Below are 24,630 nucleotides of genomic sequence, written 5' to 3'. Positions count from 1 at the left end.
TTCTGAGGCCCACCCACACGCTCGACCCGAAGGAAGCCTGATGCCCACCGCGGAGGAGCTGGCTGCCGCCCGACTGATGCTGTCGCGAATGGGCGTCACGGTCGATGACCTCATGGCCGGTGACGTCGCGTCGGTGAGCAATGTGCCAACGGTCGCCGAGTTCCTCATCAAGGTCGAAGCGCTGACGAACAGCACGAGCCGTCGCACGATGGAGAGCTACTGGAAGAAGCTGGGGACCCGGCTGGGTTCACGGCGCCTCGACGAGGTCAAGCCGTCCGACATCCGAGAGTTCATGAACTGGTGCCAGGAGAACGCCGTCTCACGGGCCAACGGGACGAACGGGACAGGTGCGGCTCGAAACGCTCTGTCCACCGCCCGCTACGTGTGGAAGCTCGCGATTGAGGACGGTCTGGTTCGCACCAGCCCTGCTGCCGATGTCGCCCAGGTGAAGCGCACACCTCGACTCCGACCCGCTCTCGATGCGTCCGAGCTGGCTGACCTCGCCTCCGTCGCCTCCGAAAGCGGGGACGACCCCGAGCTCGACGCACTCCTGCTGCGCTTCCACTGGGAGACCGGCGCACGACGCGAGGGCGCCATCGGTCTCACCATCGGCGCACTGGACTCGCGTCGGTCGACCGTCCGACTGTTGGAGAAGGGCCGCAAGACGCGCGAAGCACCCATCACAAGTGAGCTGATGCGAGCGCTCGGCGCCCATGTTCGTGAGCGTGGTGGGGACAACCAGCCGGCAGCCGCCGAGGTCTTCCGCTACCGCCGTGGCGGTGCCCTTACCCGCCGCCGCTACAACACGCTTGCGGAGCGCTGGCAGGAATCGTTGGAGTGGGCAGCGTCTCTGGGTGTCTCCATCCACTGGGTCCGGCACACCGCATTGACCGAGACCGAGCGTTGCGCCGGCGAGGCGGTCGCTGCACTGCTTGCCGGGCACACGGGCACGACGACGACCTCCGGCTACACGGTCGCAACGCTGCCCGAGGTGGCTGAGGCGCTCCACCAGCGAACGGGCACCCCACACCCGCTGTGCACCCCCGTCTGCCGCGACGCACAGGCGCGGAGCTGAACCAAGGCGTGGGGAGCGGGCGAGACGCTCGCGGGGCCCCTGGCCGGCGTGGGCGCGCCAGCGTCCACGCGCGCGAAGCGCGGCACCGGCCGGGGTGCGTGCAGGCGCGCTCGGTCCCCACGCCGGGCCGGCGCAGCCGGCCCCTTGGTAAGACATCGCGGAGTTTGCTTCCGTTCGATGGCGGAGCAACCTCCTTGCGCTATCGGCCCTTGCCGACACGGTTCGGGGTACAGCAACCCCGCTGCCCGTGACCTTGGAGACTTCCCATGCTTCTGCCCATCGACACCGCCCGCCTTCACGCCGTGCTCGCCGCAACCGCCGGTGAGGCCCGCCCTGCTCAGCGCTACGAGGGCTCGGGCGCAGATGCCCGCGCCGTCGGCCAGGCCACGAACGACGCCGGCGTCCCGCTGTGGCAGGTCGAGGCCGTTGTCGCCGGGCAGGACGGCGCCGAGACCATTCGCGTGCGCATCCCTGCCATGACCGCGCCGAACTTCCCGGCCCCGCTGGCCCAGCTCACCATCACGGGTCTGACCGCACGGGTGCTGCGCGACGGGCGCGTCTCCTACTCCGCCGACTCTGTGGTTCTCGCGCCGAAGAGCGGCGGTCACCGCGAGGGCTGACCGGCACTCGCGCCAGGGGACAGGGCCCGGTCCACAACCACGGGCCGGGCCCCCTTCCCGCACCGCACTTGTCGGTCGTACCACCACCGCCACCCCGGCAACAACGCCTCTGACCCCGGAAGTACCCCGATGACCGAGACCAATACTCCGGCCGGCGACGCCGGTACCGCGGCCGTGCTGGCCGTTCTTGCTTGGCGCCTGCTGCGCTTGGTGTTCACCCCGTTCCATCGACGGGTGTGGGTCTACGCCTGCCTGGTGCTTGGCATGGCCGAACGAGCGCACGGCGCCGGCGTCCTCGGCGCAACCGCGCTGGCCTCGCCTCTGGCGTGGTGGCTGCTGCGGACCAGCTGGGCGCCCGCATCGGCCTGGTACGCCGCCCGGGAGACGGAGCACCGGGCGGGCCGCTACTCACGCGAGCGGTCTCAGGCTGCACGGGCGGTGCTCGCGCACCTGAACCTCGACGCTGAGGTCGTCGTTGCCTCGTTTCCGTTCGGTGATGAGCTGACGGTGCGAATCCCGCACGGTGGCACCCGCGCGCAAGTGCTGAACGCCGCGCCTGCGCTTCGCGAGGCGCTGGGCTACCTCACGCTGAACGCCGCCGATGACGACGCGCCCGGCGTCGTGAAGCTCAACGGCGTCACACGCGACCTGCTGTCCGACCCGCTGGAAGGTCCCGCCCCGGTCGCAGCCGACGGTTGGGAGGCCGCCGCTGGCAGTTGGGTCACGGTCGCTCTGGACCGCAACGGGAAGGACGTCGAGCTGCCGCTGTTCCTGCCGGCCGCCGGTGGGCTGCGCTACCTCATCGCCGGGGCATCCGGCTCTGGCAAGTCGTCGTGCCAGACGCAGCTCACGGTTGCCGCCATCCGTTCCGGCGCCCGCGTGTGGTTGGCCGACCCGAAGCAGACCGAGATGGCGGGCTTTCGGCCGTGGGCCGAGCGGTATGCGACGACGCCCGACGGCATCGTCGAGATGCTTGAGGCGCTCTGCGTCGAGATGCGTGCCCGTCAGGGCGCCCTCGCGGGTCAGTTCCAGAGCTGTTGGACCCTCGCGGACGGCCCCGTCGTCCTGCTGGTCGTGGACGAGCTGAGCGCGGTCACGATGTGCGGGGACAAGAAGCTCAAGGAGCGCGGCCTACGTGCCCTCGAGGACCTCGCCGCGCGCTCGCGCTCGGCCGGCATCACGCTCATCCTGACGACGCAGCAACCCACGACCGATGTCATCCCGTCTGTCATCCGGTCGAACCTCGACATCCGCATCGGGCACCGCGTGATGACCGCGACCGTGAGCGACGTCATCATCCCCGGCAGCGCCCGCGACGGGCTCGGCGCCCCGCACGACATCCCCGGCAGCTACGACCGTTCCGGTCGCCTGACCTGCGCCGGTGTGTTCTACCTCGACGGCATGGGCCCGCGCACGCTGGCCCGCGCCTGGTACATCCCGCAGGCCGAAGTGCCCGACATACTGACGGGAGCCGGTGTCCTGCCAGTCGTCCGGCCAGCCCAGGAGGCATCGCGTGACCGGGCGCCGTCGCCCACGTCGTCCGCCGGCGAGCCCGATGCCGCGCGGCCCGAGCGCCGCCCTCGTCGACGCCGGACCCCGGCACCCGGAGCCTGAGCGTCCATGCCATCCCGGCACCCTTGAGAAGGCCACGCGCACAGGCCCGGTGCCGGGGGTTTCACCACGCCCTGGCGGCCGTGACCCAGCGCTTCTGCCAGCGTCGCCCGGATACTGGCGCGACCGCCCGGCGCGCGCACGGTGCGCGGGGTGCGCACCACCGATGACCCCACCGCCCCCACGCCCGAGCCGGCTGCCCGCCGCCGGTCGCGCTACAAGACCCGCGCGGCCATCCAGCAGCTCATGGACGAGCATGGCTCGCAGCGACGCAGGTTCTGCGGCCACACCACCGGTGGAAGTGTTCAGGTGCGACACACGCCCGGAGCCGGCGGACTTCGTGGCGTCCAGCGCTGCGGCTCCGTATGGCTGTGCCCCACCTGCGCAGCCACTATCGGCCAGCACCGCGCCGACGAGCTGAGCAAGGCCCTCGACACCTGGCGTGCGGACCCCAGCCACGACGTCGTGATGCTGACCCTCACGATGCGCCACCACCAGGGCCACACCCTCGCGCAGGTTAGGGACGCGTACCGCTCTGCCTGGCGCGCCGTCACCTCTGGCAGGGCCTGGACCCGCACTCGCGAAGCCGCCGGCGTCGTCGGGTACACCCGCTCGACCGAGCTCACCGTCGGCGCCAACGGCTGGCACCTGCACGCGCACGTCCTTCTGTTCCTCGACCGTCCTCACGCCCTTACGCGGCTGGCCGTTGAGGCGTTCGCAATGAGCGCGTTCGACCGATGGGCCGCCAAGCTCGTCGCGGCCGGCCTGCCCCGTCCCATCGCCAGCAGCGGTGGCCTCGACCTGCGCGCAATCCGAGAGGGCGGAGCTGATGGGTTGGCCACCTACCTCGTCAAGATGGCCGCCGCCGCCGACGACGCAACCGGCTGGGTCGAAGAGGACTCCCACCGTCTCCCACGCGCCGGAGAGCCAGGACGGACGGCTGGCCAGCAGCTTGCCACCGAAGCCGTTCGCGCGGACCTCAAGGCCGGCCGCCGCGAGAACCGCACGATGTGGCAGGTCATCTCCGACTATCTCGCCCACGGCGAGGTCTCCGACCGCGACATCTGGCGCGAGTACGAAGCCATCATCCCCGGCACGCAGATGCTTGTGTGGTCCCGCGGACTGCGAGCGGCCATCGCCGCGCTCACCGAGGACTTGCCCGCCGCAGAGCTGACCGACCAGCAGGTCGTTGACCGCGACCGTGAGGGCACCACTCTGGGGATGCTGGACGCGACCGCCTACGGTCACGCCCTGCGCGTCGCGCCGGACGTCATCGCCGATGTCGTGACCGCCGCCGGAGCAGCAACGCCCGCTGAAGCGCTGGTCGGGGTGCAGGCCGTCCTTGCGCGCTACAACGAACGTCTCGACGCGGAGGCGGCGCCGCAATACCTGCGGCTTCACCTCGACACCGACCCCGCGCGCATCCATCGCCTCGACGAGGGCTTTCGACGCCTTGAGAGAGAGCACGCGACGACATGACCCGTGCGACTTCGAGCCGCCCCGACACCGTCCGTGGCATCACGGCACCCTCGCCGCCGAGCCAAGGAGGCCCCATGCGGGAGCAGCTCGCACCCCAGAAAATCCATCCCGGAAGGCGAGTGAGGCCACCGCGAGCGCAGACACGCACAGCGGGCGGCCGCCAACGGACGTCCGTTGGCCACGGTCAAGGCGCGCTCATCGGCGAAGTCGGTGCTGCCGCGCTTCCGCCAGCGCCCGAGTCGCCCGCCTACAGCCGCTCCGCTCGCGGCCGAGTCTCAGCAGTTCTGGCGTCCGCTGTTGCGTTCACCGTCCTGCTCGCTTGTGCCACGGCCGTTCGCGCCTTCTCGGCACCCATGCCTCCCGATGCGATGTACGTGGCGTGGCTGGTCACGCCCCTCGCCGCCTTGCCCTTGGTCATGTGGGCCGGTGGTGCACCGCTCAGCGCCATGCCGCTCGCCATCGTGCTCGCGTCCGGGCATCTGACCCTGCTGGTCGTTGCAGCTCGCCGCCTCATCCCGCGAGGTCGTGGTCTCACGGCGTCGAGCCGTCCGGCTCGTTGAGCAGACGCTGCCGCGACCCCTGGGGCCCGTCCCCTGTGTACGTGCTGTTCGGGGGATGGCCGTCCTGGCCGCGCCGGTCAGGGAGAGGAGCGACGCAGCGCGCGTAGCCACGTACGGCTATGCCGAAGCACGTACCGTAGACAAAACGCACGTACCCCTGTAGGGTTGCACGTACTGGCGCCGGATGGGGTCAGGACAACCGGCTCCGGTAAGCGGTGCCAAGACGAAATGGAGAGAACAATGGGCAACTACAAGGGTGAGCCGCTGGTCGTGGTCCGGCACCTGCGCGAGGTCGACGACGCCGGCGTCACGCACTTCGAGGGCATCTTCACGGGCAGCTGGTTCGAGGACGCCGAGAGCCGGGATTTGCTCAAGCTCGAGGGGAACATCCGCCCCGACTGGCAGACCGGCAAGATGGGCGCCAAGACGAAGCGCAAGGTCGAGCGGTGGGTCGAGGAGCTCCTCGCCAACAACGCCGTCATGGGGAACCTCAGCGTCCGGCTCGACCCGAGCTCCGCGGAGTACGAGGTTGAGCGGGACGAGGACGGCGACTACACGCTAACCCTCTGGTCCGGGGCCTTCGACACGGGTGTGGACTCCCAGTCGCGCATCACGGCCATCCTGAGGGCGGCCCGGAACGACCTCGGAACCTTCCGCGGTGACACCAAGTTCGCGACGCGCATCTGGATTGCGGACGACGAGCTGGCGGCGCGGGTGGGGTCGGACTACAACACGCGCGGCGACAAGGTGAACGACACCGCGGCCAAGTTCGCCTACCAGGACAACGCCGAGAAGCGCCTCGCGAGGGCCTTGCTCAGCGGCAGCGCGCACCTCGGCATCGACAACATCGAGGTGCTCAAAAACACGGTCTCGGCTTCGAGCTCGAAGCTCGTCGCCTTCAACACGCTCACCCAGGCGATGGAGAGCTACTGGCATGGGGACCCGGTGAACCCGGCCGAGGAGGCGCTCCAGGCCAAGTTCCTGGTCGACTTCTGGGACGCCCTCGTCGACATCCGCCGCGAGTTCGGGCGACTGGGCAAGACCGAGCGCCAGAGCCTCCGTGGCGCCTCGATGGCTGGCACGGCGCTCTCCATCCACGGTGTCATCGCGGTCGCTGATGCGGTCTACCAGCAGGGGCTCGATGCTGCCAAGGTCCTGGCGCCGCTCGCGGAGCCGGTCTACCAGAACGGCGAGGCGCTCGACTACTTCTCGTACGACAACCCCGTCTGGACGAAGCTCGGCGCGCTCGTGCCGTCGACCGACAGCAGCGGCGTCGAGAAGCTCACCCTTCGCATGAGCTTCCAGACCCGGAAGTCGGTGGCGAACGAGCTCCTGCGGCGCGTCGGCGTCGTCGGGGAGGACTGAGGCGTGACCGGGTGCCCCCAGGTCAAGTGGGGGCACCCGGCGACCGCCCGAAGATTTGGGCGGTACACTTCAGTATGCAGTCCGGAGAAGTGGGGATGAGTCCCCACGAGAGGGGTTCGCTTCCCCCTCCGGACACTCGTTGAGACAGCGACGAACACGGCCTGACCTGCGGAGACGCGTGGTCGGGCCGTTGCTCGTCCCATGGTGCGCCCTCCCGTCAGGGCAGCAGCGGGCGCACGGCGCTCCAGGCCCGCACGTCCGCCTCGAACCGCGGCACCGGTGCATGGCGGGCGATCGCGAGCCCGGGGGTCAGCAGGTTCTTCACCTTCCGGAGCTCGAGGATCTGTGGGAGCGGGAGGTCCCGCCAGTGCACCGCGCGGCGCCGTGACTCGTCGGCGGTCATCGGCAGCGAGCGGAACAGCCGGTCGAGCATCGCGTCCGGGTCCAGCAGCGCGACGTCCGCGCGCGGTCGCGTCCGGGCGAGCATCGCGGCGCTGTTGTTCAGCCGTCGGGTGAGGTGGGCGATGTCGTCCTCGAGGCCGGTCGCGTGCACGGCCGCTGCGGCATGCTCGACCGCACGACACCGGACCGCCCAGTCGCGCGGCTCGGCGTCCGCATCGGCTGCGAGCACGAGCGCGTTGATCTGGAACGCGACCCCGAGCCACTCCGGCGGGTCGAGCGCGTCGACGGGCGGCTCGCCGGCCGCGAGGAGGCTGCTCAGGGCGGGCAGGTCGAGCGCGACGAGCTCGGCGAAGGTGGTCATGAGGTCGATGATGTCCGACCTGGAACCCGGCGGTCGGCGCCGGACAGGCCGGGTGAGGCGGGTGGATCGCCCCGGCCGGTCTGAGTTGGGCGGCACGAGCGCAGACGAGCACGAGACGCAGCCTTATCCATCTTTACGCCAGTATGAAGTGATAGCGTCGAACCGTGGCAACGGATGGTGCGCGACGGGTCGTGATGCCGTACTGGCCGGCCGCTCGCTTCGAGGAGCACCCCTGGCGCTCGTCCCTGCCGCCCGAGCTGCTGTCCCGCTCCGCTCGGGAGCAGATGTCCGAGCCGTACCGGGCTGCCGTCACGCCGGAGATCGCCGACGTCGAGGTCCGCCTGCCGCGTGAGACCGCTGCTGCGGCCGAGGAGGCCTCGGTCCTGGTCCGCGCGTTCGACGTCGAGGTCGGCCACGACATCGCGCCCTTCGCCTCGATCCTCCTGCGCTCCGAGTCGGCGTCCTCCTCGGAGATCGAGAGGCTGACGTCCGGCGCGAAGCAGATCGCCCTGGCGGAGCTGGGGGAGGACGCCAAGCGGAACGCGACGCAGATCGTCGGCAACGTCCACGCGATGCAGGCGGCGATCCGGCTGTCGGAGCGGCTCGACGCCGGGTCCGTCCTCGAGATGCACCGGGCGCTGATGCAGGACGCCGAGCCCGACATCGCCGGGAGGTGGCGCACCCAGCAGGTGTGGATCGGGGGCGGCGGCTACTCGCCGCACCGGGCGGCGTTCGTGCCTCCCCACGCCGACCGCGTGGTCCCGGCGATCCACGACCTGGTCGCGTTCATGGCCCGGGAGGACGTCCCCGCGCTGCCGCACGCCGCGCTCGCGCACGCCCAGTTCGAGACGATCCACCCGTTCCCCGACGGCAACGGCCGCACCGGTCGGGCGCTCGTGCACTCCCTCCTGCGCAAGCGGGCCCTCACGCGGTCCGTCACGGTGCCCGTCTCGGTTGGTCTGCTCGTGGACACCCGCGCGTACTTCGACGCTCTGACGGCCTACCGGCTCGGCGACCCGGCCCCGATCGTCGACACGATGGCCCAGGCGTCGTTCGACGCGGTCGCCAACGGTGGCGTCCTGGTCGAGGAGCTGCGTGAGGTCCGAGCCGGCTGGGTGTCGAGCATCCGGGCGCGGTCCGACTCGTCCGTGTGGCCGCTCGTCGACCTGGTCCTCCGTCAGCCGGTCCTGCACACCGGGCTGGTGCAGCACGAGCTGGGTATCACCCACACCAACGCGATGAAGGCGATCGGGCGGCTCGTCGAGGTGGGGGCGCTGGCGGAGGTGGGGGGTCGTCGCCGGTCGATCCTCTGGCAGTCCGCGCAGGTGCTCGACGCGCTCGACGCGTTCGCGGCACGCGCCGGCCGGCGTCAGCTCGGCGCACCCTGAGCCCGGGCTGCGGCAGGGCGACGCCCGTCGACGGGTGCCCCACCGGCGACCGTCCTAGCGTGGCCGTGAGCCGGTCGCCCGGTCCGGCCGCCCGAGGGAGGTGCCGCGTGCAGGTCGAGGTCGAGCACGTCACCGCGCTGCGGTTCGACGACGGCGCCCCGGTGCGGGCGGCATCGGCGGTCGTGGCGTTCGGGGGAGGCTGGCTCGTCGCGCAGGACGACGCGACGCACGCCGCGTGGGTCCGGCCGGACGGCGTGACACCGGTGCGGGCGCTGCCGCCGGTGCGCGGGCTCGACACGTTCGAGGAGGAGCGCGGCACCAAGGCGCTCAAGCCCGACCTGGAGGCGGCCTTCGTCGTGCCCGGCGACCTGCTCGTCGACCTGCCCGGCGGCGACGGCGCCGTGGTGCTGCTCGGCTCGGGGTCGTCGCCCGCGCGCGTGCGGGGCTGCCTGCTGCGGCCCCCGGGTTCGGCCGACGCCGAGCCGCTGGTCGCGGACCTCGCGCCGCTCTACGCCGCCGTGGCCTGCCGGCTCGGGGTCGACGCGGACCTGCTCAACCTCGAGGGCGCGTGCGTCGTGGGCGACGTGCTGCGCTGGTTCCAGCGCGGCCTGCCGGACGCCGGGGTGCCCACGGCGAGCGTCGACGTCGACGTGCGCGCGCTGCTCACGGCGCTCGCGGGGGAGGCCCGCCCGGCCGACGTCCCCGTGACCGGCGAGCGGCGGTACGACCTCGGCAGCGTCCGCGGGGTCGGGCTCGCGGTGACCGACGCGGTCCTCCTCCCGGACGGGGCCGTGCTGGTCAGCGCCGCGGCCGAGGACACGCCCGACCCGCGCGACGACGGTCCCGTCGTCGGGTCGGTGCTCGCGGTGCTCGACGGCGGCGTCGTGCGCGATCGGGTCGACCTGCCGCACGTGCACGGCGGGGTCGCCAAGGTCGAGGGGCTCGGCGTCGTCGAGCACACCGGCGACGGCGCGCGCCTCCTGGCGACGGTCGACGCGGACGACCCGACGGAGCCCTCGCTCGCGGTGGGGCTGCGCGTGCGGTGCTGAGCCGCGCGCCGGGCCGCCTCACCCCCGGCGCGCGCGGGTCGAGTCACGGGCCCCGGCCCGCGCCGCCTACGCTGTCCGGCGATGACCACTCGTGCCGTAGCGGCCTACCTCGGAGCCGTCCGGGCGTTCCAGAACCCGATGCTCGACCTGCTGCACAAACGGCACGCACCCCTCGTCGTGTCCCTGCTCTCGGTCGTCTTCACCGCGGAGCGCCCGAGCGTCCCCGTCGCCGACGCGCACACCGAGATCGGCGACGCGCTCGAGCAGCTGCGCGCCGCGGGCCACGGCGACGACCTGCCCGTGGGCACCGCGCGCGAGCTGTGCCGGCAGTGGTCCGACGCGGGCTGGCTCGTGCGCCACGTGCTCGAGGACGACGTCGAGGTCTACCGGCTGTCCGCGCACGCCGTCGGCGCGCTCGAGGTCGCCGGGCGCGCGGGCGGCACCCGGGCCCGGGTCTCGCAGTCGCGGGTGCGGACCCTGCTCGACGCGGTCGAGCGCCTCGCCCAGGACGCCGACCCGGACGTGCTCGTGCGCCTCGCGCGGCTGGACTCGGAGATCCGGCGGCTGCGCGCCGAGGTCGCGCGCATCGAGCGGACCGGAGCGGTCGACGAGGTCGACGAGGAGCAGCTGCTCGAGGAGGCCGAGAACGTCCTGCACCTCGTGCGCGAGCTCCCGGCCGACTTCGCGCGCGTCGCGGAGTCGATCAAGGCGATGCAGCGCGACGTCGTGACCGCGCTGCGCCAGGACGAGCGGCCGACGGGTGACGTGCTGCGCGAGTACCTCGCACGCGGCGAGCACGTCATGGAGTCGACGTCCGAGGGTCGCGCGTTCGCCGGCGCCCTGCGCCTCATCGGCGACCCGCAGCGCCTCGACGAGCTCGCGACGCACCTCGACGTCGTGCTGCGGCACCGGTTCGCCCGGCGGCTGCCCGCGCCGCAGCGCACCGAGCTGCGCGAGATCGGCCGGCGCATCGAGCAGGGCCTCGACCAGGTGTTCACCGCGCAGCGCGAGGCCTCATACGTCATCACGACGCAGGTCCGCAACCACGACCCGCTGCGCGACCGCCAGGTCGACGAGCTCCTGCGCGACGTCATGACCGGCCTCCAGGCGTGGGTGCCCGACGCGCGGCGCGGGCAGTCCGTCGAGCCGCTGCGCCGACTGCCGGTCGCGGAGGTCGACCACCTGCGCCAGACCGCCGGCGACCTGCGCCCGCCCCAGGCGCCCGCGCCGCTGAGCGACCGGGACGACGACGACGCGGACGTGTCCCAGGACGAGGTGCGCGCCTGGGGAGGACCCCGCTACGCCGAGCTCGACGCGCACCTCGCGGCGCTCGCGGACGGGTCGGGGGAGGTCGACGTCGCGGCGGCGTTCCGCGCGGCGCCCGACGCGATGCGACGGCCCGTCGACCTGCTCGGCCTGCTGGAGATCGCGCACCGGTACGGCATGACGGAGACCGGCGAGGTCGCCTACGTCGACGCGGTCCGCCCCGACGGGACCCGGCGACGGTTCGCGTTCGAGGGCGTGACGACGACGGCGGCCACCGCGTCCACGACGGAGGAGACCCATGGCTGAGACGACCGACGCGCCGCCCGACGCGGCCCCCGAGGTGCCGGTCGCCGGCGCTGCCCCCGCGGCCGACCCTGCGACCGACCCCGGCGCGGAGAACGGCTTCATCGCGCCCGTCCCCATGGAGGAGGACCCCGCCGAGCTGTTCGCGGGCGACTCCGGGACGCTCGACGCCGAGGTGCGCACAGTGCTCGTCCGCCTCCTGCAGCGCCGCTTCCTGACCGCCGAGAGGAACCGCGCGCAGTGGCGGACGCTGCTCGACCACCAGCAGGTCATCGAGTCGCGGCTGCACGACCTGTTCGTGCACCTCGTCGTCGACCACGAGCGCGGCGTCGCCTACAAGAAGCAGGTCCGCTCCGCCGAGCTCGACGTGCCCGTGCTGCTGCGCGACGACGCCTACAGCCGCGCCGAGACCCTCGTCCTGGTGCACCTGCGCACGGTGTTCCAGCGTGAGCGCGGCGCGGGGGAGACCTCGGTGCGCGTCGACGTCGAGGAGCTCGAGCAGACGGCCCTGACGTACTTCGACCCCGACGACACGAACGTCGCGACCCGCCAGCGGGAGATCCGCGCGGCGGTCACGCGCCTCGCGAAGGACGGGCTGATCGAGGAGGAGTCGGAGGGGCGCTACAGGGTGACCCCGCTGGTCGAGGTGGTGCTGAGCAACGAGCGGCTCGCCGAGCTGCGCGACTGGCTGCGCGCGCAGGCGGCGCACACGGGTGAGGACGGCGCGGCATGACGATGGTCGACACGCTCTTCGGGCTCGTCCCGGTGACCTCGACGGGCCAGCAGTGGGTCGCCCGCGACCTCCAGCTCGTCAACTGGGGCGGGTACGACGGGCACCACCGCGTGCGGCTCGCGTCCACCGCGACGCTGCTCTCGGGCGGCTCCGGCTCCGGCAAGTCGACGCTCATGGACGCGTACATCGCGCTGCTCATGCCCCACACGACGCCGTTCAACGGCGCGTCGAACGGCGGGGTCGTCGGGCGGCCGCGCGGCAAGGACCAGCGCAACGTCCTGTCCTACGCGCGCGGCAAGGTGGACGAGGCGCGCACCGAGGACGGCACCCGGGAGAGCGTGCTGCGCGGTGACGGGCGCGACACCTGGTCGGCGATCGCGATGACGTGGGCCGACCAGGCGGGGCGCGAGCTCACTGCCGTGCGGGCCTGGTACGTGCCGGCCGCCGCGCGCGTGCTCGACGACGTCGTCGCCGTGCGGGCGACCTGCGACGGGCCGTTCGACCTGCGCGACCTCGAGCCCGCCGCCGCGGACCGGCTCGGCCGCGCGGCCGTGACCGCCGCGGGCCTCACGCCGTTCGACACCGACCGCGAGCTCACCGCCCGGCTGCACTCGACCCTCGGCATCGGCGCCACGGGCGACGGCAACAAGGCGGTCGCGCTGCTCGGCCGCATCCAGGCGGGCCAGCAGATCACCACGGTCGACGCGCTGTACAAGGCGATGGTGCTCGAGGAGCCCGACACGTTCGCGACCGCCGACGCCGTCGTCGAGCAGTTCGACAAGCTCACCGGCACGCGCGACCAGATGATCACCGCGCGCCAGCAGGTCAAGGCGCTCGAGCCGATCCGCGCGCACCGCGCCGACATCGAGGCGGCCGCCCGGCGGCTGCGCGTCATCGAGCAGGCCGGGTCGTTCGACGACGGGACGTCCCCGGCCGCGCTGTGGCGCCACGAGCGCCGGCTCGGGCTGCTGCGCGCGGTCGAGCAGGACCTGCAGCGCCGTCACCAGGACGCGCAGCGGCTCGCCGCCGAGACCTCCGGGCGCGTCGACGCGTCGCGCTCCGAGCTCGACGGCGTCAAGGAGACGCTGTGGGCGTCGGGCGGCGACCGGCTCGCGACCGCGCAGCGCGAGCTCACCGGCGCGCAGCAGCGCCTGGACCGCGTCGTGCGGGCGCGCGAGCGGCTCGACGGCGTGGTGGGGACCGCGCTCGGCGCCGCGCCGGCCTCGGCGGAGGAGTTCGCCGCGCTCGCGGAGCGGGCGGGGGACGCGCTCGCGGACGGGGACACGAAGGCCGGTGCGCGCCGCGCGTTCGGCGACGCGATGGCGGAGAAGAAGGACGCGAAGGACGAGCTCGCCGGGCTCGCGGCCGAGCGTGCGCGCGTCGAGCGGCGGCAGGGCAACATCCCGGGCGACCTGCACCAGGCGCGCGCTGCGCTCGCGCAGGTCGCGGGGCTCACGGTCGAGGACCTGCCCTTCGTCGCCGAGCTCGTCGAGGTCCGCACCGAGCACGAGCCGTGGCGCGACGCGTTCAACCTCGCGCTCGGCGGCTTCGCGACGCTCCTGCTGCTCGACGCGGCGCACCTGCGCGCCTTCCGCGCGGCGATCGACGCGGTGCCCACCGCGCGCCGGATCCGGTTCGAGGGTGTGCCGACGGGGCTCGAGACCGACGTCGCGCTCGACCCGCGCACGCTGCCCGGCCGCCTCGACCTGCGCGCCACGTCGTTCACCGGGTGGCTCCGCAGCGAGCTCGGGAGCCGGTTCGCGTACGTGTGCGTCGACACCCCGGGCGAGCTCGCGCAGCACGCCAAGGCGCTCACGCGCGCCGGTCAGGTCTCCGACGGGCGGCAGGGCGCGCACGGCGGGCAGAGCCGGGCCAACGTGCTGGGCTTCACGAACACGCGGCTGCTCGGCCACCTCGACCAGCAGATCGCCCGGGCGCAGCAGCGGCTCGAGCTCGCCGAGGCGCAGGTCGTCGCCGCCGAGGGGCAGCTCGACCGGCACGAGGTCGAGCGGCGCGCGTTCGAGGCGCTGCGCGAGGTCACGTGGGACCAGGTCGACGTCGTGACTGCTCAGGGCGAGGTGGCCCGCTGGTCGCAGGTCATCGAGGACGTCACGTCCGGCAACCCCGAGGTGACCCGGCTGCAGCGTCGCGCGACCGAGCTCGAGACGGCGATCCGCACGCTCACCGAGGAGCTCGGCCGGACCAAGGGCGCCGCGCAGGAGCTCGCCGAGCGCTGGTCGGCGACGACCGACGACGTCGACGCGGCGCAGCGCGCGCTCGACGAGGCCCGGACCGGCGGCACGACGGTCGCACCCGGCGCGCGCGCGTACCTCGACGCGCTGCTCGGCGGCGAGGTCGGCAGCGGCACGGCGGCCGAGATGGCGACGCCGGCCGGTGCCCTCGCCGCGTTCGACGCCGTGGTGGCGCGCGCGAGCGACCTGCTGCGGTCGGACCGCCAGGCGGCCCAGGGGGTCGTCGGGACCGCGCGGGACGCGCTGCGGCGCACGTTCGAGACCTTCGTCGAGCGCTGGCCCGACCCCGACCTCGGTACCGACCCCGACGCGTCGTACGCCGACTTCGCGCGCCTGCTCGCCGAGCTCGAGACGCACGGCCTGCACGAGCTCGAGGGGGAGTGGCGCACGAGCCTCCTGCGGCTGTCGGGCAACGACCTCACCGACCTGCACAACGCTCTGAGCCGCTCGGTCCGGGAGATCAAGGAGCGGATCCGGCCCGTCAACGAGATCCTCGCCGACCTGCCCTTCGCCGACGACGGCCACCGGCTGCGCATCGACGCGCGCGACACGCAGTCGACGGTCGTCGCCCGGTTCCGCAAGGAGCTCCGCGACCTGCGCGAGGTGCTGCAGACCGAGGCGACGGACGCCGAGCGCGAGCGCCGGTACGTCCGGATGGCCAAGGTCATCGACCGCATCCGCCGGACGTCGCCGGACTTCGCCGACCTGGTCGACGTGCGCCGCCACGTGCGGCTCAGCGCCGAGAAGGTCGACCTCGAGGGCCGGCACGTTGCGCTCTACGACCACATCGGCGAGAAGTCCGGCGGCGAGTCCCAGGAGCTCGTCGCGTTCATCGTCGGCGCCGCGCTGCGCTACCAGCTCGGCGACGCCGGGGCCGACCGACCCCGCTACGCCCCCGTGTTCCTCGACGAGGCGCTCATCAAGGCCGACGCGCGGTTCACCGGGCGGGCGATCGGCGCGTGGCGCGGGCTCGGCTTTCAGCTCGTGATCGGCGCCCCCAACGACAAGTTCGGTGCGCTCGAGCCGCACGTCGACCTCAAGTACGTCGTGCTCAAGGACGCCACGGGACGCTCGCGCACCAAGCTCGTCGCGGGCGTGCCGGACGGGACCGGCGCCTGACCGCGTGGCCCCGAGGAGGCGGGCGCCTGACCGCGTGGCCCCGAGGAGGCGGGCGTCTGACGCGCGGCCCCGACCGTCGATCGTCAGCCGCCGCCGACGTCCGCGGGGCTGCGCCGGCGCCGGGACGCGACGAGGAACGGCAGCGCGAGCAGGTTGACGACCGCCCCGATGAGGTAGGTCGGTCCGTACCCCCACACGTCGGCCGCCCGGCCGAGCGCGGGCTGCACCACGACCCCGCCGGCGCTGCCGACGAGCGAGTCGAAGGACAGCACCGTGGCGCGCTGGGCGGACGGGACGAGGTCGTTGAGGTACGCCTGGCGCACGGGCGTGACGGCCGCGCCGGCGACGCCCCACAGCACGAGGAGCGCGAGGGCGAGGCCGAAGCCGTCGACCACGCCGAGGAGCGCGAGGGCTCCCGCGCCGGCCGCGGTGCCCGCGAGCAGCACCGTCGTGCGCCGGCGCACGAGGCGCCGCACCCGGGTCGCGAGCGTCCCGCCGAGGATCTGCGACCCCGCGATGACGGCGGCCGCGAGACCGGCGACGGCGTACGCGTCGGGGTCGCCGTACAGCGCGAGCAGGAACGGCTGCATCGCGTAGAAGGCGTACACGCCGACGCCCGAGACGAACGGCGCCGCGAGCATGAGCCAGCGCACGGGCGGGTTGCCGAGGCCGTGCTGGAGCGACTGCGTGAGGATCGCGCGGACCGCCTCCCCGGGCCGGGCGTGCGCGGCGGGCGTGAAGCCGAGGTCGCGCATGAAGACGGCGGCGATGACGAGCATGACGAGCAGCACGCCCGCGCGCACCAGGAACGGCACGCCGAGGTCGGTGACCTGCGCCAGGGCCCCGCCCGCGACCGAGCCGACGAGCATCGCCACGCCGCCGGCGACCTGGCCGCGCGCGAACACCGGCTCGAGCTCACCGGCGTACCCCGTGGCGCGCAGCGCGTCGACCAGCCACGCCTCGACCGCGCCCGAGAAGAACGTGAACCCGAGCCCGAGCAGCACCGACACGACGGCCCACGCCCAGAACGGGCCCTCGACCCGCCACAGACCCCAGTACAGCGCGGTCGACGCGGCCAGCGTGACGGTCCCCAGCAGGTAGGAGGCGCGCCGCCCGCGGGAGTCCGCGACCACGCCGGTCGGCACCTCGAACAGGACCATGCCCGCGGTGAAGAACGCGTTCGCGGCGAAGGCCTCGACGTTGCTCAGGCCGGCGTCGAGCAGGAACAGCGTGTTGATGCCCCAGATGAACGCCGCGGCGAGCGTGTTGCCGACGACGAGCGCGAGGTAGGTGCGCTGCACCCGGCGCGCGAGGGGCGTCATCGGGCGAGCCTGTCACCGCCCCGGCGTCAGGGCCAGACCCGGGCGTGCGCCCGGAACTCCTCGGGGTCGCTGTGCACCGGGATGACGCACACGAGATGCCCGCCCGGGACGCGCAAGGTGCGGCAGTCGAGCCAGCGCCCCACCTCGACGGCGCCGAGCGCGAGGAGCCGGCCGGTCTCCGCGTCGAGGTCGTCCGTCTCGAAGTCCAGGTGGTAGCGCGGCGCGTCGTCGACCGCCTGGACCGCGGTCACGAGGCCGGGGACCGCGTCCGGGACGGCGGTGAACTCCTCCTCGTCGGTCTGCGGCCGGATCGGCCCGCCGAGGGCGGCGGTCCAGAACGTGGCTGCTGCCTCGGCGTCGTCGTGGTGCGCGTCGACGAGCAACGTCGAGATCCTGCTGCGGTGCATGGGCCCTCCCTCGCGCGAGCGGTCGGCGGAGGACGACGACGGTACCGGCGCAGGTGCCGGGGCGCCGCAGGCGGCGGCCTACCCCTCGTCCGTCGTGGGGTCCGCAGCGCCGGGGGACGACGCCGTGTATCCGCGGCCCGGCCAGTACGCCCACTCCTCGAAGTGCTCGACCCGGCCGTCGTCCGCGAAGCGCAGCACCCACAGGTCCCGATACTCCTGCGGCTCGTCGCCGCCGTAGCGCACCTCGGCGCGCACGACGGCGACGGGCCAGGCGACGGCGACGGGCTCGGCGCGCATCGTGAACGGGGTGTCGTCGGACCAGAAGTCCCGGATCGCCTGCCACCCGACGAGCGGCGGCTCGTACGGCGAGCGCAGGTAGTGCGCCTCGGGCGTGAACAGGCGCTCGACGGCGGTCACGTCGTCGTCGCGCCACGCGCGCTCGTAGCGCCCGACCCACTCCATGACGGATGCGGCGTCCATGGTCGTATCGTCCTGCGACGCCCGGGCGCCGACAAGGCGTCACGGCCGAGGCCGTGACCCGCACCCGGTCCGGCGGCCCGGCGAACCGGCGGCTCAGGCGGACGTCGGCACCACCAGCGGCCGGCCGAACACCGTCCGCACGCCGGGCGACCACAGCACCGAGTCGGGCTCCCGGCCGGCGAGCCCGCCGAGGCCGGCGGCGGCCACGAGCGAGTCGTCGAGCTCGTGCAGCGTCGCGGTGTGCAGCGGCCACGGGCCGTGCTCGTTCGGCACGTACAGCAGCCGACCCAGGTGCCGGGTGTGCAGTCCCCAGCGCGCGGTGAGGAACTGCGCGAGCACGTCGGGCTCGGCGATCCGCGCCCCGGGGGTCACGACCACCCGGCCGCCCGCGCCGCGCGGCCCGGGGGCCAGCCGTGACGTCGTGTAGGTGAGCCGCTCGCCGTCGGACCGGATCCGCATGCGCGCCCACACGTACGGCAGCCCGAACGCGAGCCGCGCGCCCACCACGACGGCGAGCCGGGCCGCGTCGAGCGAGCGGAAGACGACGCCCCGACGTCCCTCGGCGTCGACCGAGTAGAGCCGCACGTTCGTCTCCGCGAACGTCCCGAACCACGGCACGCCGGGCCCCCGGCCGAGCCCGGCGTCGGCCAGGCGGAACGGCACGAGACCGACCCAGGTGGCCCCGTCGTGCACGTCGGGCGTGGTGCCGCGCGGCAGGAGCGGGGCGACGAGGGCCGGGTCGACCCGCCAGTGCACGAACGCCAGGTCCTCCCAGCGCTGCGACAGGATCGCGCGGCCGTGCAGGCCGGGGGCGTCGACCGAGACGGGCAGCGGGGGCACGGGTGCAGGGGTCACGGGGACCAGCGTGCACCGTCGGTCCGGGGACGGCCCGCGGTCAGCCCTGCTCGTCCCGCTGCACGAGGTAGACGCGCCCGTCCGGTCCGAGGACGCGGGTGAGCTCGGCGTGCAGCTGGTCCTCGCGTGCGGTCTCGTCCGCGCTGGCCCGGCGGCCGGGGCGGTCGTGGCCGAGCTCGGGCGGGCCGAAGAAGCGCAGGAGGTAGCGCTCGGTGAAGCGCATGCCCCAGGAGCGGCGCGGGCTGTCGGTCACGGCGGGTCTCCCGGGGTCGGCGGTCCCGGCTCGCGCGCCGAGACCGGTGGGACCAGATCGCTGAGTGCACGAACCATCAGTGCACTCAGCATACCCCGGGCGCGGGCTAGACTCAGGCACCGTGACGACCTCCGCCGCGGTGCCGACGGACCTGCTCGCGCTCGACCGGCAGGTCTGCTTCGCGCTCGCCGTCGCCGCGCGCGAGGTCACCGCCGCGTACAAGCCGCTGCTCGAGCCGCTCGGCCTCACGCACCCCCAGTACCTCGTGATGCTCGCGCTGTGGGAGGCGAGCCCGGTCCGGGCCGGCGACCTCGCGCGCCGGCTCAGCCTCGAGCCGGCGACGCTCTCGCCGCTGCTCAAGCGCCTCGAGACGCGCGGCCTCGTGACACGCGCGCGCGACCCCCGCGACGAGCGGGCGCTCGCGGTGACGCTCACCGCGCAGGGCACCGCGCTGCGCGCCGAGGCCGAGCGCATCCCGCCGGCGGTCGTCGAGCGGCTCGGGATGGGCCTCGACGAGCTCGAGCACCTGCGCGACTCGCTCACGTCGCTCATCGCCGCGGCCCGCTCCGGCGCCTGACGCGTCGACGCCCGGCCGGCCGGTCAGCTCCCGTCGGGCGCGGCGAGCGGTCCGTCGAGCACCTCCGGCAGCTCCACGGCTGCGTCCGCGCACGGCGCCCGCAGCAGCGTCAGCGTCGCCCAGCCGTCCGCGAGCAGCCCGGCGTCGGAACCGGCCGCGGCCTCGTCGTCCGTCGCGCGGTAGCGCACCACGAGGTCGCCGGCGTCGTCCGCGCGCACGCTCGCCTGGACCGCCCCGAACGGCGCGAGCGTCGCCGCCCGGACACCGCGCAGGGCGTCCGCGGGCCGGTCGGGCACGTTGACGTTGAGCACCCCGTCCCCGGCGTCGCGGCCGACGAGCCACCGCAGGCCGCGCGCCGCGACGACGCCGGCCGTCGCCCAGTGGCGCGGGTCCGGTGAGTCGAGCGACACCGCGAGCCCGTGGATCCCGAGCGTCATCGCCGACAGCGCGGCCCCGACGGTGCCCGAGTGCAGGACGGCGTGGCCGGTGTTCGCACCCCGGTTCACGCCCGAGAGCACGACGTCGGGCCGCGGCCCGAAGCCCTCGTACGCGGCGAGGAACGCGATGAGCGCCGGGGTCGCGTGCACCGCGAACGACGGGACGTCGCCGTCCACGCCCGGTGCCGTGCGTCGCTCGACCCGCAGCCGGCCGCCGTGCTCGACGCCCACGAGCGACGTCCCGGAGCCCGACGCCTCGGCGGCCGGTGCCGCGACCGTGACGTCGTAGCCCGCGTCGCGGGCGACCGCGACGAGCACCGCGAGCCCGGGGGAGGAGATGCCGTCGTCGTTCGTGACCAGTGCGCGCATGGACCCACCCTGGCACCGGGCGGCCGGAGGGGCCCGCCTTTGCGGGCGGTCCCCGGGCAGGTCATGGTGGTCACGGAGGTGGTCGGGGTGCGGGCAGGCGGACCAGGAGCGCAGGACGACGCCGCGTACGACGTCGTGGTCGTCGGGGGAGGCCCGGCGGGTCTGAGCGCCGCGCTCGTGCTCGCCCGTGCCCTGCGCAGCGTCGTCGTGGTCGACGCGGGCGAGCCCCGCAACGCCCCCGCCCACGGTGCGCACGGCTTCCTCGGGCACGACGGCATCGCCCCGCTCGACCTGCTGGCCTCCGGCCGGCGCGAGGTGCGCGCGTGCGGCGGCGAGGTCGTGGCCGGCCGGGCCGTGACCGCCGGTCCGGCGTCCGACGGGCTCGCGGTCCACCTCGACGACGGCCGGGTGCTGCGCGGGCGGCGCCTGCTCGTGACGACCGGCCTCGCGGACGAGCTGCCCGACGTGCGCGGCCTGCGCGAGCGGTGGGGCCGCGACGTGGTGCACTGCCCGTACTGCCACGGCTTCGAGCTGCGCGGTCGGCGCCTCGCGGTGCTCGCGACCGACCCGTCAGGTGCGCGCGAGGCGCTGCTGCTCGGCCAGTGGAGCCCCGACGTCGTCCTGCTGCGCCACACCGGCCCGGAGCCCGAGGAGTCGCTCGCCGAGCAGCTCGAGGCGCGCGGCGTCGAGGTCCGCGACGGCGTCGCGACCGAGCTCGTCGTGCAGGACGACCGGCTCGTCGGGGTGCGCCTCGACGCCGGGGCGGTGGTCCCCTGCGACGCGCTCGTCGTCGCGCCGCGCCTCGTGCTCCGGGACGGGCTCCTGGCCTCCCTCGGGATCCTGCCGGGGCCCGACGGCGTCGTCGGCGTGGACGCGGACGGCCGCACGGAGGTCCCCGGGGTCCACGCCGCGGGCAACGTGGTCGACCCCACCGTGCAGGTCGTCGGCGCGGCCGCGGGGGGCAGCGCCGCCGGGATCGCACTCAACGCCGACCTCGTCCAGGAGGACGTCGGGCGCGCGGTCGAGGGCCGCCGGGCGGCGGCGCGACGCTGACGCGGAGCACGATGCGCGCGTCACGGGTGCGGGCCGGCGAGGGGCCCGCCCGCGGCGCCCGCGGGACGCTCGTGTGGCACGGTCACCCGTTTGCCGCGAAGATGTTGCGGCACATGTCATCGGCACCAGGAGCTCTCATGTCTCGAACCGACCGCCAGCAGCAGCCCGCGGCCGTGAGCACGTCGACCGGATCGAGCGCCTCGCCGATCTACGACGCGCTCGTGGGCGAGCTGGGTGACCCGGCCACGGCCGGCACCTCGCGCGACTGACGCACGCTCCGTCGACGGACCGGGAACGGGCCCGGTCCTCGGCGGACACGCCGCCCGGTGCACGCCGGCGCGGCCCGGCACGGACCGTGCGGGACCCGGGCGCACCGCCGCGCCGGGGTCTCCCGTCCGGGTCGTCGCGCGCCTCGCGCGGGACGAGCGGAATAAAGCCTCGACCCTGAGCGCTGAGAGGGTCATGATCGAGTCTCCCGGTCTGCGCGGCGGTGTCAGCATCCCGCCGCGAAGGATCGGCCCGGACACGGAGAACGCTCCCCTCGTGAGGGGTGGACGGACGTGGTCCGGGTGGCTCGTCACCGACGGCCCCCAAGCAGGCCCGGGGCGGTTCAGGTCGCGCGTGAAGAGGACAAGCGGGCGCGACGGACGGTGACGTACAGATGCTGACCGGCGGCGACGGCCCCGGACCTGCGGCTCAGCCCAGGTCCGGGGCCGTCTGCGCGTGACCCGCGCGCGCACCGACCCCGTCCCGTAACATCCGGAGCACCGAACCCGCACGTCGAGCGCACCCACGAGGAGCCGTCGATGAGAATTGGTGTCCCCACCGAGGTCAAGAACCACGAGTACCGGGTGGCGGTGACGCCCGCGGGCGTCGACCAGCTCGTCCGGGCCGGGCACGAGGTCGTCGTCCAGACGGGAGCCGGGACGGGCTCCGCCATCGACGACGAGGACTTCCGCGTCGCCGGCGCGCGGGTCCTCCCGACCGCCGAGGAGGTGTGGGGGACCGCGGACCTCGTGTGCAAGGTCAAGGAGCCGGTCGCCTCGGAGTACCCGCTCCTGCGGGACGGGCACGTGCTGTTCACCTACCTGCACCTCGCCGCGGACCGGCCCGCGACTGACGCGCTCCTCGCCGCGGGCACCACGTCCGTCGCCTACGAGACGGTCCAGCTCGCCGACGGGGCCCTCCCGCTGCTCGCGCCGATGAGCGAGGTCGCCGGCCGGCTCGCGACCCAGGTGGGCGCCTACCACCTCATGAAGAACGAGGGCGGCTCGGGCACGCTGCTCGGCGGGGTCCCCGGGGTCGCCCCCGCGAGCGTCGTCGTGATCGGGGGCGGGGTCGCCGGCCGGCACGCCGCCGAGATCGCGCTCGGCATGCACGCCGAGGTCACGGTGCTCGACGTCTCCCTGCCGCGCCTGCGCGACCTCGACGCCGCGTTCGCCGGGCGCGTCCGGACGCTGGCCTCGAGCGCCTACGCGATCGCGCGCGAGGTCGCCCGCGCCGACCTCGTCGTCGGTGCCGTGCTCGTGCCAGGTGCGCGCGCCCCCAAGCTCGTGACCGACGAGATGGTCGCGACGATGCGCCCCGGGTCGGTGCTCGTCGACATCGCGGTCGACCAGGGCGGCTGCTTCGAGTCGACGCGCCCGACGACGCACGCCGACCCGACGTTCCCCGTGCACCGCAGCGTCTTCTACTGCGTCGCGAACATGCCCGGCGCGGTCCCCGTGACGTCGACGCGCGCGCTGACGAACGCGACCCTGCCGTACCTCACGGCCCTGGCGGACCACGGCTGGCGCGGTGCGCTCGCGGCCGACCCCGCACTCGCCCGCGGGCTCACGACGCACGCCGGGGCGCTGCACAACGCGGCGGTCGGCGCGGCGCACGGCTACCCGGTGCAGCCGGTCGACGCGGCGCTGGGCACCGCGGCCGGCTGATCGCGGCCCGCCCGCACCTGACCCCCGGCCCGCCCGCGCCCGACCCCCCGGCCCGCCCGCGCCTGACCCCCGCCCGCCCGCGCCTGACGCGGCGCGGGAACGGGCGGCGGGCGGCGGGCGCTCCACGCCGCCGTGTCGGCGCCCGGGTGCACGCTCGTCGCATGACGCTGACCCAGTACCTCGTCGCCGCGAGCGTCGACGGCTACATCGCCGACCCCGAGGGCTCGCTCGACTGGCTGTTCCAGTTCAACGACACCGAGGGCCTCATGGCGCACGTCGACACGTTCGTCGCGGGCACCGGGGCCATCGCGATGGGCGCGGCGACGTACGAGTTCATGCTCGGCCAGGGCGGGCCGTGGCCGTACTCGGACCAGCGCACGTGGGTCTTCACGCACCGCGACCTCCCGGTGGCCCCCGGGACCGGGGTGGAGCTGACGCGCGACCCCGTCGAGGACGTCCACGCGCGGATGGTCGAGGCGGCCGCGGGCCGCAACGTGTGGCTCGTCGGCGGCGGGGACCTCGTCGGGCAGTTCGCGGCGCGCGGGCTGCTCGACGAGATCTGGCTCGGCGTCGCTCCCGTCGTCCTCGGGGGCGGCACGCCGCTGCTGCCGCACCGGCTCACCGGGCGCCTCGAGCTGCTGGCGGTCACGCACTTCCCCGACGGCTTCCTCGAGCTGCGCTGCCGCGTCCCGCCCGCGGACGGCACGCCTCCGCAATGACCGTGCGGACCACGCGGGCCGCGTGCCAGGGTTCCGCATGGACAGAGTCGAGCTGACCGACGACGTGGTGGTGCTCCGCGCACCGGAGCCCGCGGACGTCGACCGCATCACCGAGCTGTGCCAGGACCCCGACGTCCAGGAGTGGACGGTCGTCCCGTCGCCCTACACGCGGGCCGACGCCGCGGGCTTCGTCGAGCACGTCGTCGACGCCGGGTGGGCGACGGGGGCGGAGCTGACGTGGGCGGTCCGGGACGCCGCCACGGACCGACTGGACGGGATGATCGGCCTGTCCCTGGCCCCCGGCGCGTCGGCGGAGATCGGCTACTGGCTGGGGCCGGACGCGCGGGGCCGCGGCGTCATGACGCGCGCGGTCCGGCTCGTCGTCGACCACGCGCTGCGGCCGGACCGCCTCGGGCTGGACCGGCTCAGCTGGAGCGCGGTCGTCGGGAACACCGCGTCGCTGCGCGTCGCCGAGCGTGCCGGGTTCCGGGTCGAGGGCACGGTGCGCGGGTTCGTCCTGCAGCGAGGCAGCCGCCGGGACGGCTGGGTCGGCACGCTGCTCGCGGGCGACCCGCGGCCGTGAGCCGCGCGACGGGGCCGCGGTCCTCGGCTGCACCCCGACGGCGACGAGCCGAGCCGCG

The 24,630-nt window shown here is 74.3% G+C and carries 23 protein-coding genes; 16 read left to right on the top strand and 7 right to left on the bottom strand.

What is annotated here, in order from left to right:
• Nucleotides 1-40: 40 nt before the first annotated feature.
• The 5 genes from CCE01nite_RS20305 (at nt 41) to CCE01nite_RS20285 (ending at nt 6,710) form a co-directional block, all read left to right on the top strand.
• Nucleotides 41-1,075, top strand: a complete 1,035-nt coding sequence (locus CCE01nite_RS20305; RefSeq protein ID WP_034630416.1) for a tyrosine-type recombinase/integrase — start codon at nt 41-43, stop codon at nt 1,073-1,075.
• A 266-nt stretch (nt 1,076-1,341) separates the two neighbouring features.
• Nucleotides 1,342-1,695, top strand: a complete 354-nt coding sequence (locus CCE01nite_RS20300; RefSeq protein WP_034630414.1) for a hypothetical protein — start codon at nt 1,342-1,344, stop codon at nt 1,693-1,695.
• Nucleotides 1,696-1,824: 129 nt separating this feature from the next.
• Complete coding sequence (locus CCE01nite_RS20295) at nt 1,825-3,309, top strand: FtsK/SpoIIIE domain-containing protein (RefSeq protein WP_034630412.1); 1,485 nt, start codon at nt 1,825-1,827, stop codon at nt 3,307-3,309.
• Between the two features lie 150 nt (nt 3,310-3,459).
• Nucleotides 3,460-4,785, top strand: a complete 1,326-nt coding sequence (locus tag CCE01nite_RS20290) for a protein rep (RefSeq protein WP_034630409.1) — start codon at nt 3,460-3,462, stop codon at nt 4,783-4,785.
• Between the two features lie 800 nt (nt 4,786-5,585).
• On the top strand, nt 5,586-6,710 hold the full coding sequence (locus CCE01nite_RS20285) for a hypothetical protein (protein WP_034630407.1): 1,125 nt from the start codon (nt 5,586-5,588) through the stop codon (nt 6,708-6,710).
• Nucleotides 6,711-6,927: 217 nt separating this feature from the next.
• Here the strand turns inward: CCE01nite_RS20285 and CCE01nite_RS20280 are convergent, their stop codons facing one another.
• Entirely contained in the window at nt 6,928-7,473 is a 546-nt protein-coding gene (locus CCE01nite_RS20280) for a hypothetical protein (protein WP_052104173.1), read from the bottom strand.
• Nucleotides 7,474-7,637: 164 nt separating this feature from the next.
• Between CCE01nite_RS20280 and CCE01nite_RS22445 the strand changes: the two genes are divergently transcribed.
• From CCE01nite_RS22445 to CCE01nite_RS20255, 5 genes are all read left to right on the top strand, one after another.
• Nucleotides 7,638-8,861, top strand: a complete 1,224-nt coding sequence (locus tag CCE01nite_RS22445; protein WP_281282415.1) for a Fic family protein — start codon at nt 7,638-7,640, stop codon at nt 8,859-8,861.
• Nucleotides 8,862-8,968: 107 nt separating this feature from the next.
• The gene (locus CCE01nite_RS20270; RefSeq protein WP_034630405.1) at nt 8,969-9,910 is read left to right on the top strand and encodes a DUF6910 family protein; all 942 of its coding nucleotides are present in this window, start codon (nt 8,969-8,971) and stop codon (nt 9,908-9,910) included.
• Nucleotides 9,911-9,991: 81 nt separating this feature from the next.
• Nucleotides 9,992-11,482: a DUF3375 domain-containing protein gene (locus CCE01nite_RS20265; RefSeq protein WP_034630403.1), complete on the top strand. Its 1,491-nt coding sequence runs from the start codon at nt 9,992-9,994 to the stop codon at nt 11,480-11,482.
• Nucleotides 11,475-12,212 carry a DUF4194 domain-containing protein gene (locus CCE01nite_RS20260; protein ID WP_084142712.1) on the top strand — a complete coding sequence of 246 codons (738 nt, stop codon included), beginning with the start codon at nt 11,475-11,477 and terminating at the stop codon, nt 12,210-12,212. The genes CCE01nite_RS20265 and CCE01nite_RS20260 overlap by 8 nt, the downstream gene beginning before the upstream one ends.
• Nucleotides 12,209-15,583 (top strand): ATP-binding protein, encoded by a 3,375-nt coding sequence (locus tag CCE01nite_RS20255; protein WP_034630402.1) that lies wholly within the window; start codon nt 12,209-12,211, stop codon nt 15,581-15,583. The genes CCE01nite_RS20260 and CCE01nite_RS20255 overlap by 4 nt, the downstream gene beginning before the upstream one ends.
• 83 nt (nt 15,584-15,666) lie before the next feature.
• Here the strand turns inward: CCE01nite_RS20255 and CCE01nite_RS20245 are convergent, their stop codons facing one another.
• The 5 genes from CCE01nite_RS20245 to CCE01nite_RS20225 all read right to left on the bottom strand — a co-directional run bounded on the left by CCE01nite_RS20245 (nt 15,667) and on the right by CCE01nite_RS20225 (nt 18,900).
• Entirely contained in the window at nt 15,667-16,905 is a 1,239-nt protein-coding gene (locus CCE01nite_RS20245; RefSeq protein WP_034630400.1) for an MFS transporter, read from the bottom strand.
• Nucleotides 16,906-16,931: 26 nt separating this feature from the next.
• On the bottom strand, nt 16,932-17,312 hold the full coding sequence (locus CCE01nite_RS20240) for a VOC family protein (protein ID WP_034630398.1): 381 nt from the start codon (nt 17,310-17,312) through the stop codon (nt 16,932-16,934).
• Nucleotides 17,313-17,390: 78 nt separating this feature from the next.
• Entirely contained in the window at nt 17,391-17,792 is a 402-nt protein-coding gene (locus tag CCE01nite_RS20235; RefSeq protein ID WP_034630395.1) for a nuclear transport factor 2 family protein, read from the bottom strand.
• 93 nt (nt 17,793-17,885) lie between these two features.
• The gene (locus tag CCE01nite_RS20230) at nt 17,886-18,647 is read right to left on the bottom strand and encodes a YqjF family protein (protein ID WP_246056789.1); all 762 of its coding nucleotides are present in this window, start codon (nt 18,645-18,647) and stop codon (nt 17,886-17,888) included.
• Between the two features lie 40 nt (nt 18,648-18,687).
• Nucleotides 18,688-18,900, bottom strand: coding sequence for a hypothetical protein (locus CCE01nite_RS20225; protein WP_034630385.1), 213 nt, complete (start codon nt 18,898-18,900; stop codon nt 18,688-18,690).
• A 121-nt stretch (nt 18,901-19,021) separates the two neighbouring features.
• Here CCE01nite_RS20225 and CCE01nite_RS20220 point away from each other — a divergent pair, with 121 nt between their 5' ends.
• Nucleotides 19,022-19,477 (top strand): MarR family winged helix-turn-helix transcriptional regulator, encoded by a 456-nt coding sequence (locus CCE01nite_RS20220; RefSeq protein ID WP_084142711.1) that lies wholly within the window; start codon nt 19,022-19,024, stop codon nt 19,475-19,477.
• 23 nt (nt 19,478-19,500) lie between these two features.
• On the opposite strand, the gene surE is transcribed toward CCE01nite_RS20220, so the two are convergent.
• Complete coding sequence (surE, locus tag CCE01nite_RS20215; protein ID WP_034630373.1) at nt 19,501-20,283, bottom strand: 5'/3'-nucleotidase SurE; 783 nt, start codon at nt 20,281-20,283, stop codon at nt 19,501-19,503.
• Nucleotides 20,284-20,346: 63 nt separating this feature from the next.
• On the opposite strand from surE, the gene CCE01nite_RS20210 reads away from it, so the two are divergent.
• From CCE01nite_RS20210 to CCE01nite_RS20195, 5 genes are all read left to right on the top strand, one after another.
• Complete coding sequence (locus CCE01nite_RS20210; RefSeq protein ID WP_034630370.1) at nt 20,347-21,336, top strand: NAD(P)/FAD-dependent oxidoreductase; 990 nt, start codon at nt 20,347-20,349, stop codon at nt 21,334-21,336.
• Between the two features lie 137 nt (nt 21,337-21,473).
• Nucleotides 21,474-21,605 (top strand): hypothetical protein, encoded by a 132-nt coding sequence (locus tag CCE01nite_RS22440; protein ID WP_258726899.1) that lies wholly within the window; start codon nt 21,474-21,476, stop codon nt 21,603-21,605.
• 537 nt (nt 21,606-22,142) lie between these two features.
• On the top strand, nt 22,143-23,270 hold the full coding sequence (gene ald, locus CCE01nite_RS20205) for an alanine dehydrogenase (protein ID WP_034630367.1): 1,128 nt from the start codon (nt 22,143-22,145) through the stop codon (nt 23,268-23,270).
• A 161-nt stretch (nt 23,271-23,431) separates the two neighbouring features.
• Nucleotides 23,432-23,989, top strand: a complete 558-nt coding sequence (locus tag CCE01nite_RS20200) for a dihydrofolate reductase family protein (RefSeq protein WP_034630481.1) — start codon at nt 23,432-23,434, stop codon at nt 23,987-23,989.
• A 37-nt stretch (nt 23,990-24,026) separates the two neighbouring features.
• The gene (locus CCE01nite_RS20195; protein ID WP_034630478.1) at nt 24,027-24,572 is read left to right on the top strand and encodes a GNAT family N-acetyltransferase; all 546 of its coding nucleotides are present in this window, start codon (nt 24,027-24,029) and stop codon (nt 24,570-24,572) included.
• Nucleotides 24,573-24,630 lie beyond the last annotated feature (58 nt).

The sequence above is a fragment of the Cellulomonas cellasea genome (genome assembly GCF_006538745.1).
GTDB lineage: Bacteria > Actinomycetota > Actinomycetes > Actinomycetales > Cellulomonadaceae > Cellulomonas_A > Cellulomonas_A cellasea.
The sequence above is the reverse complement of the archived record's forward strand: the minus strand, read 5'-3'. Positions and strand labels throughout refer to the sequence as shown.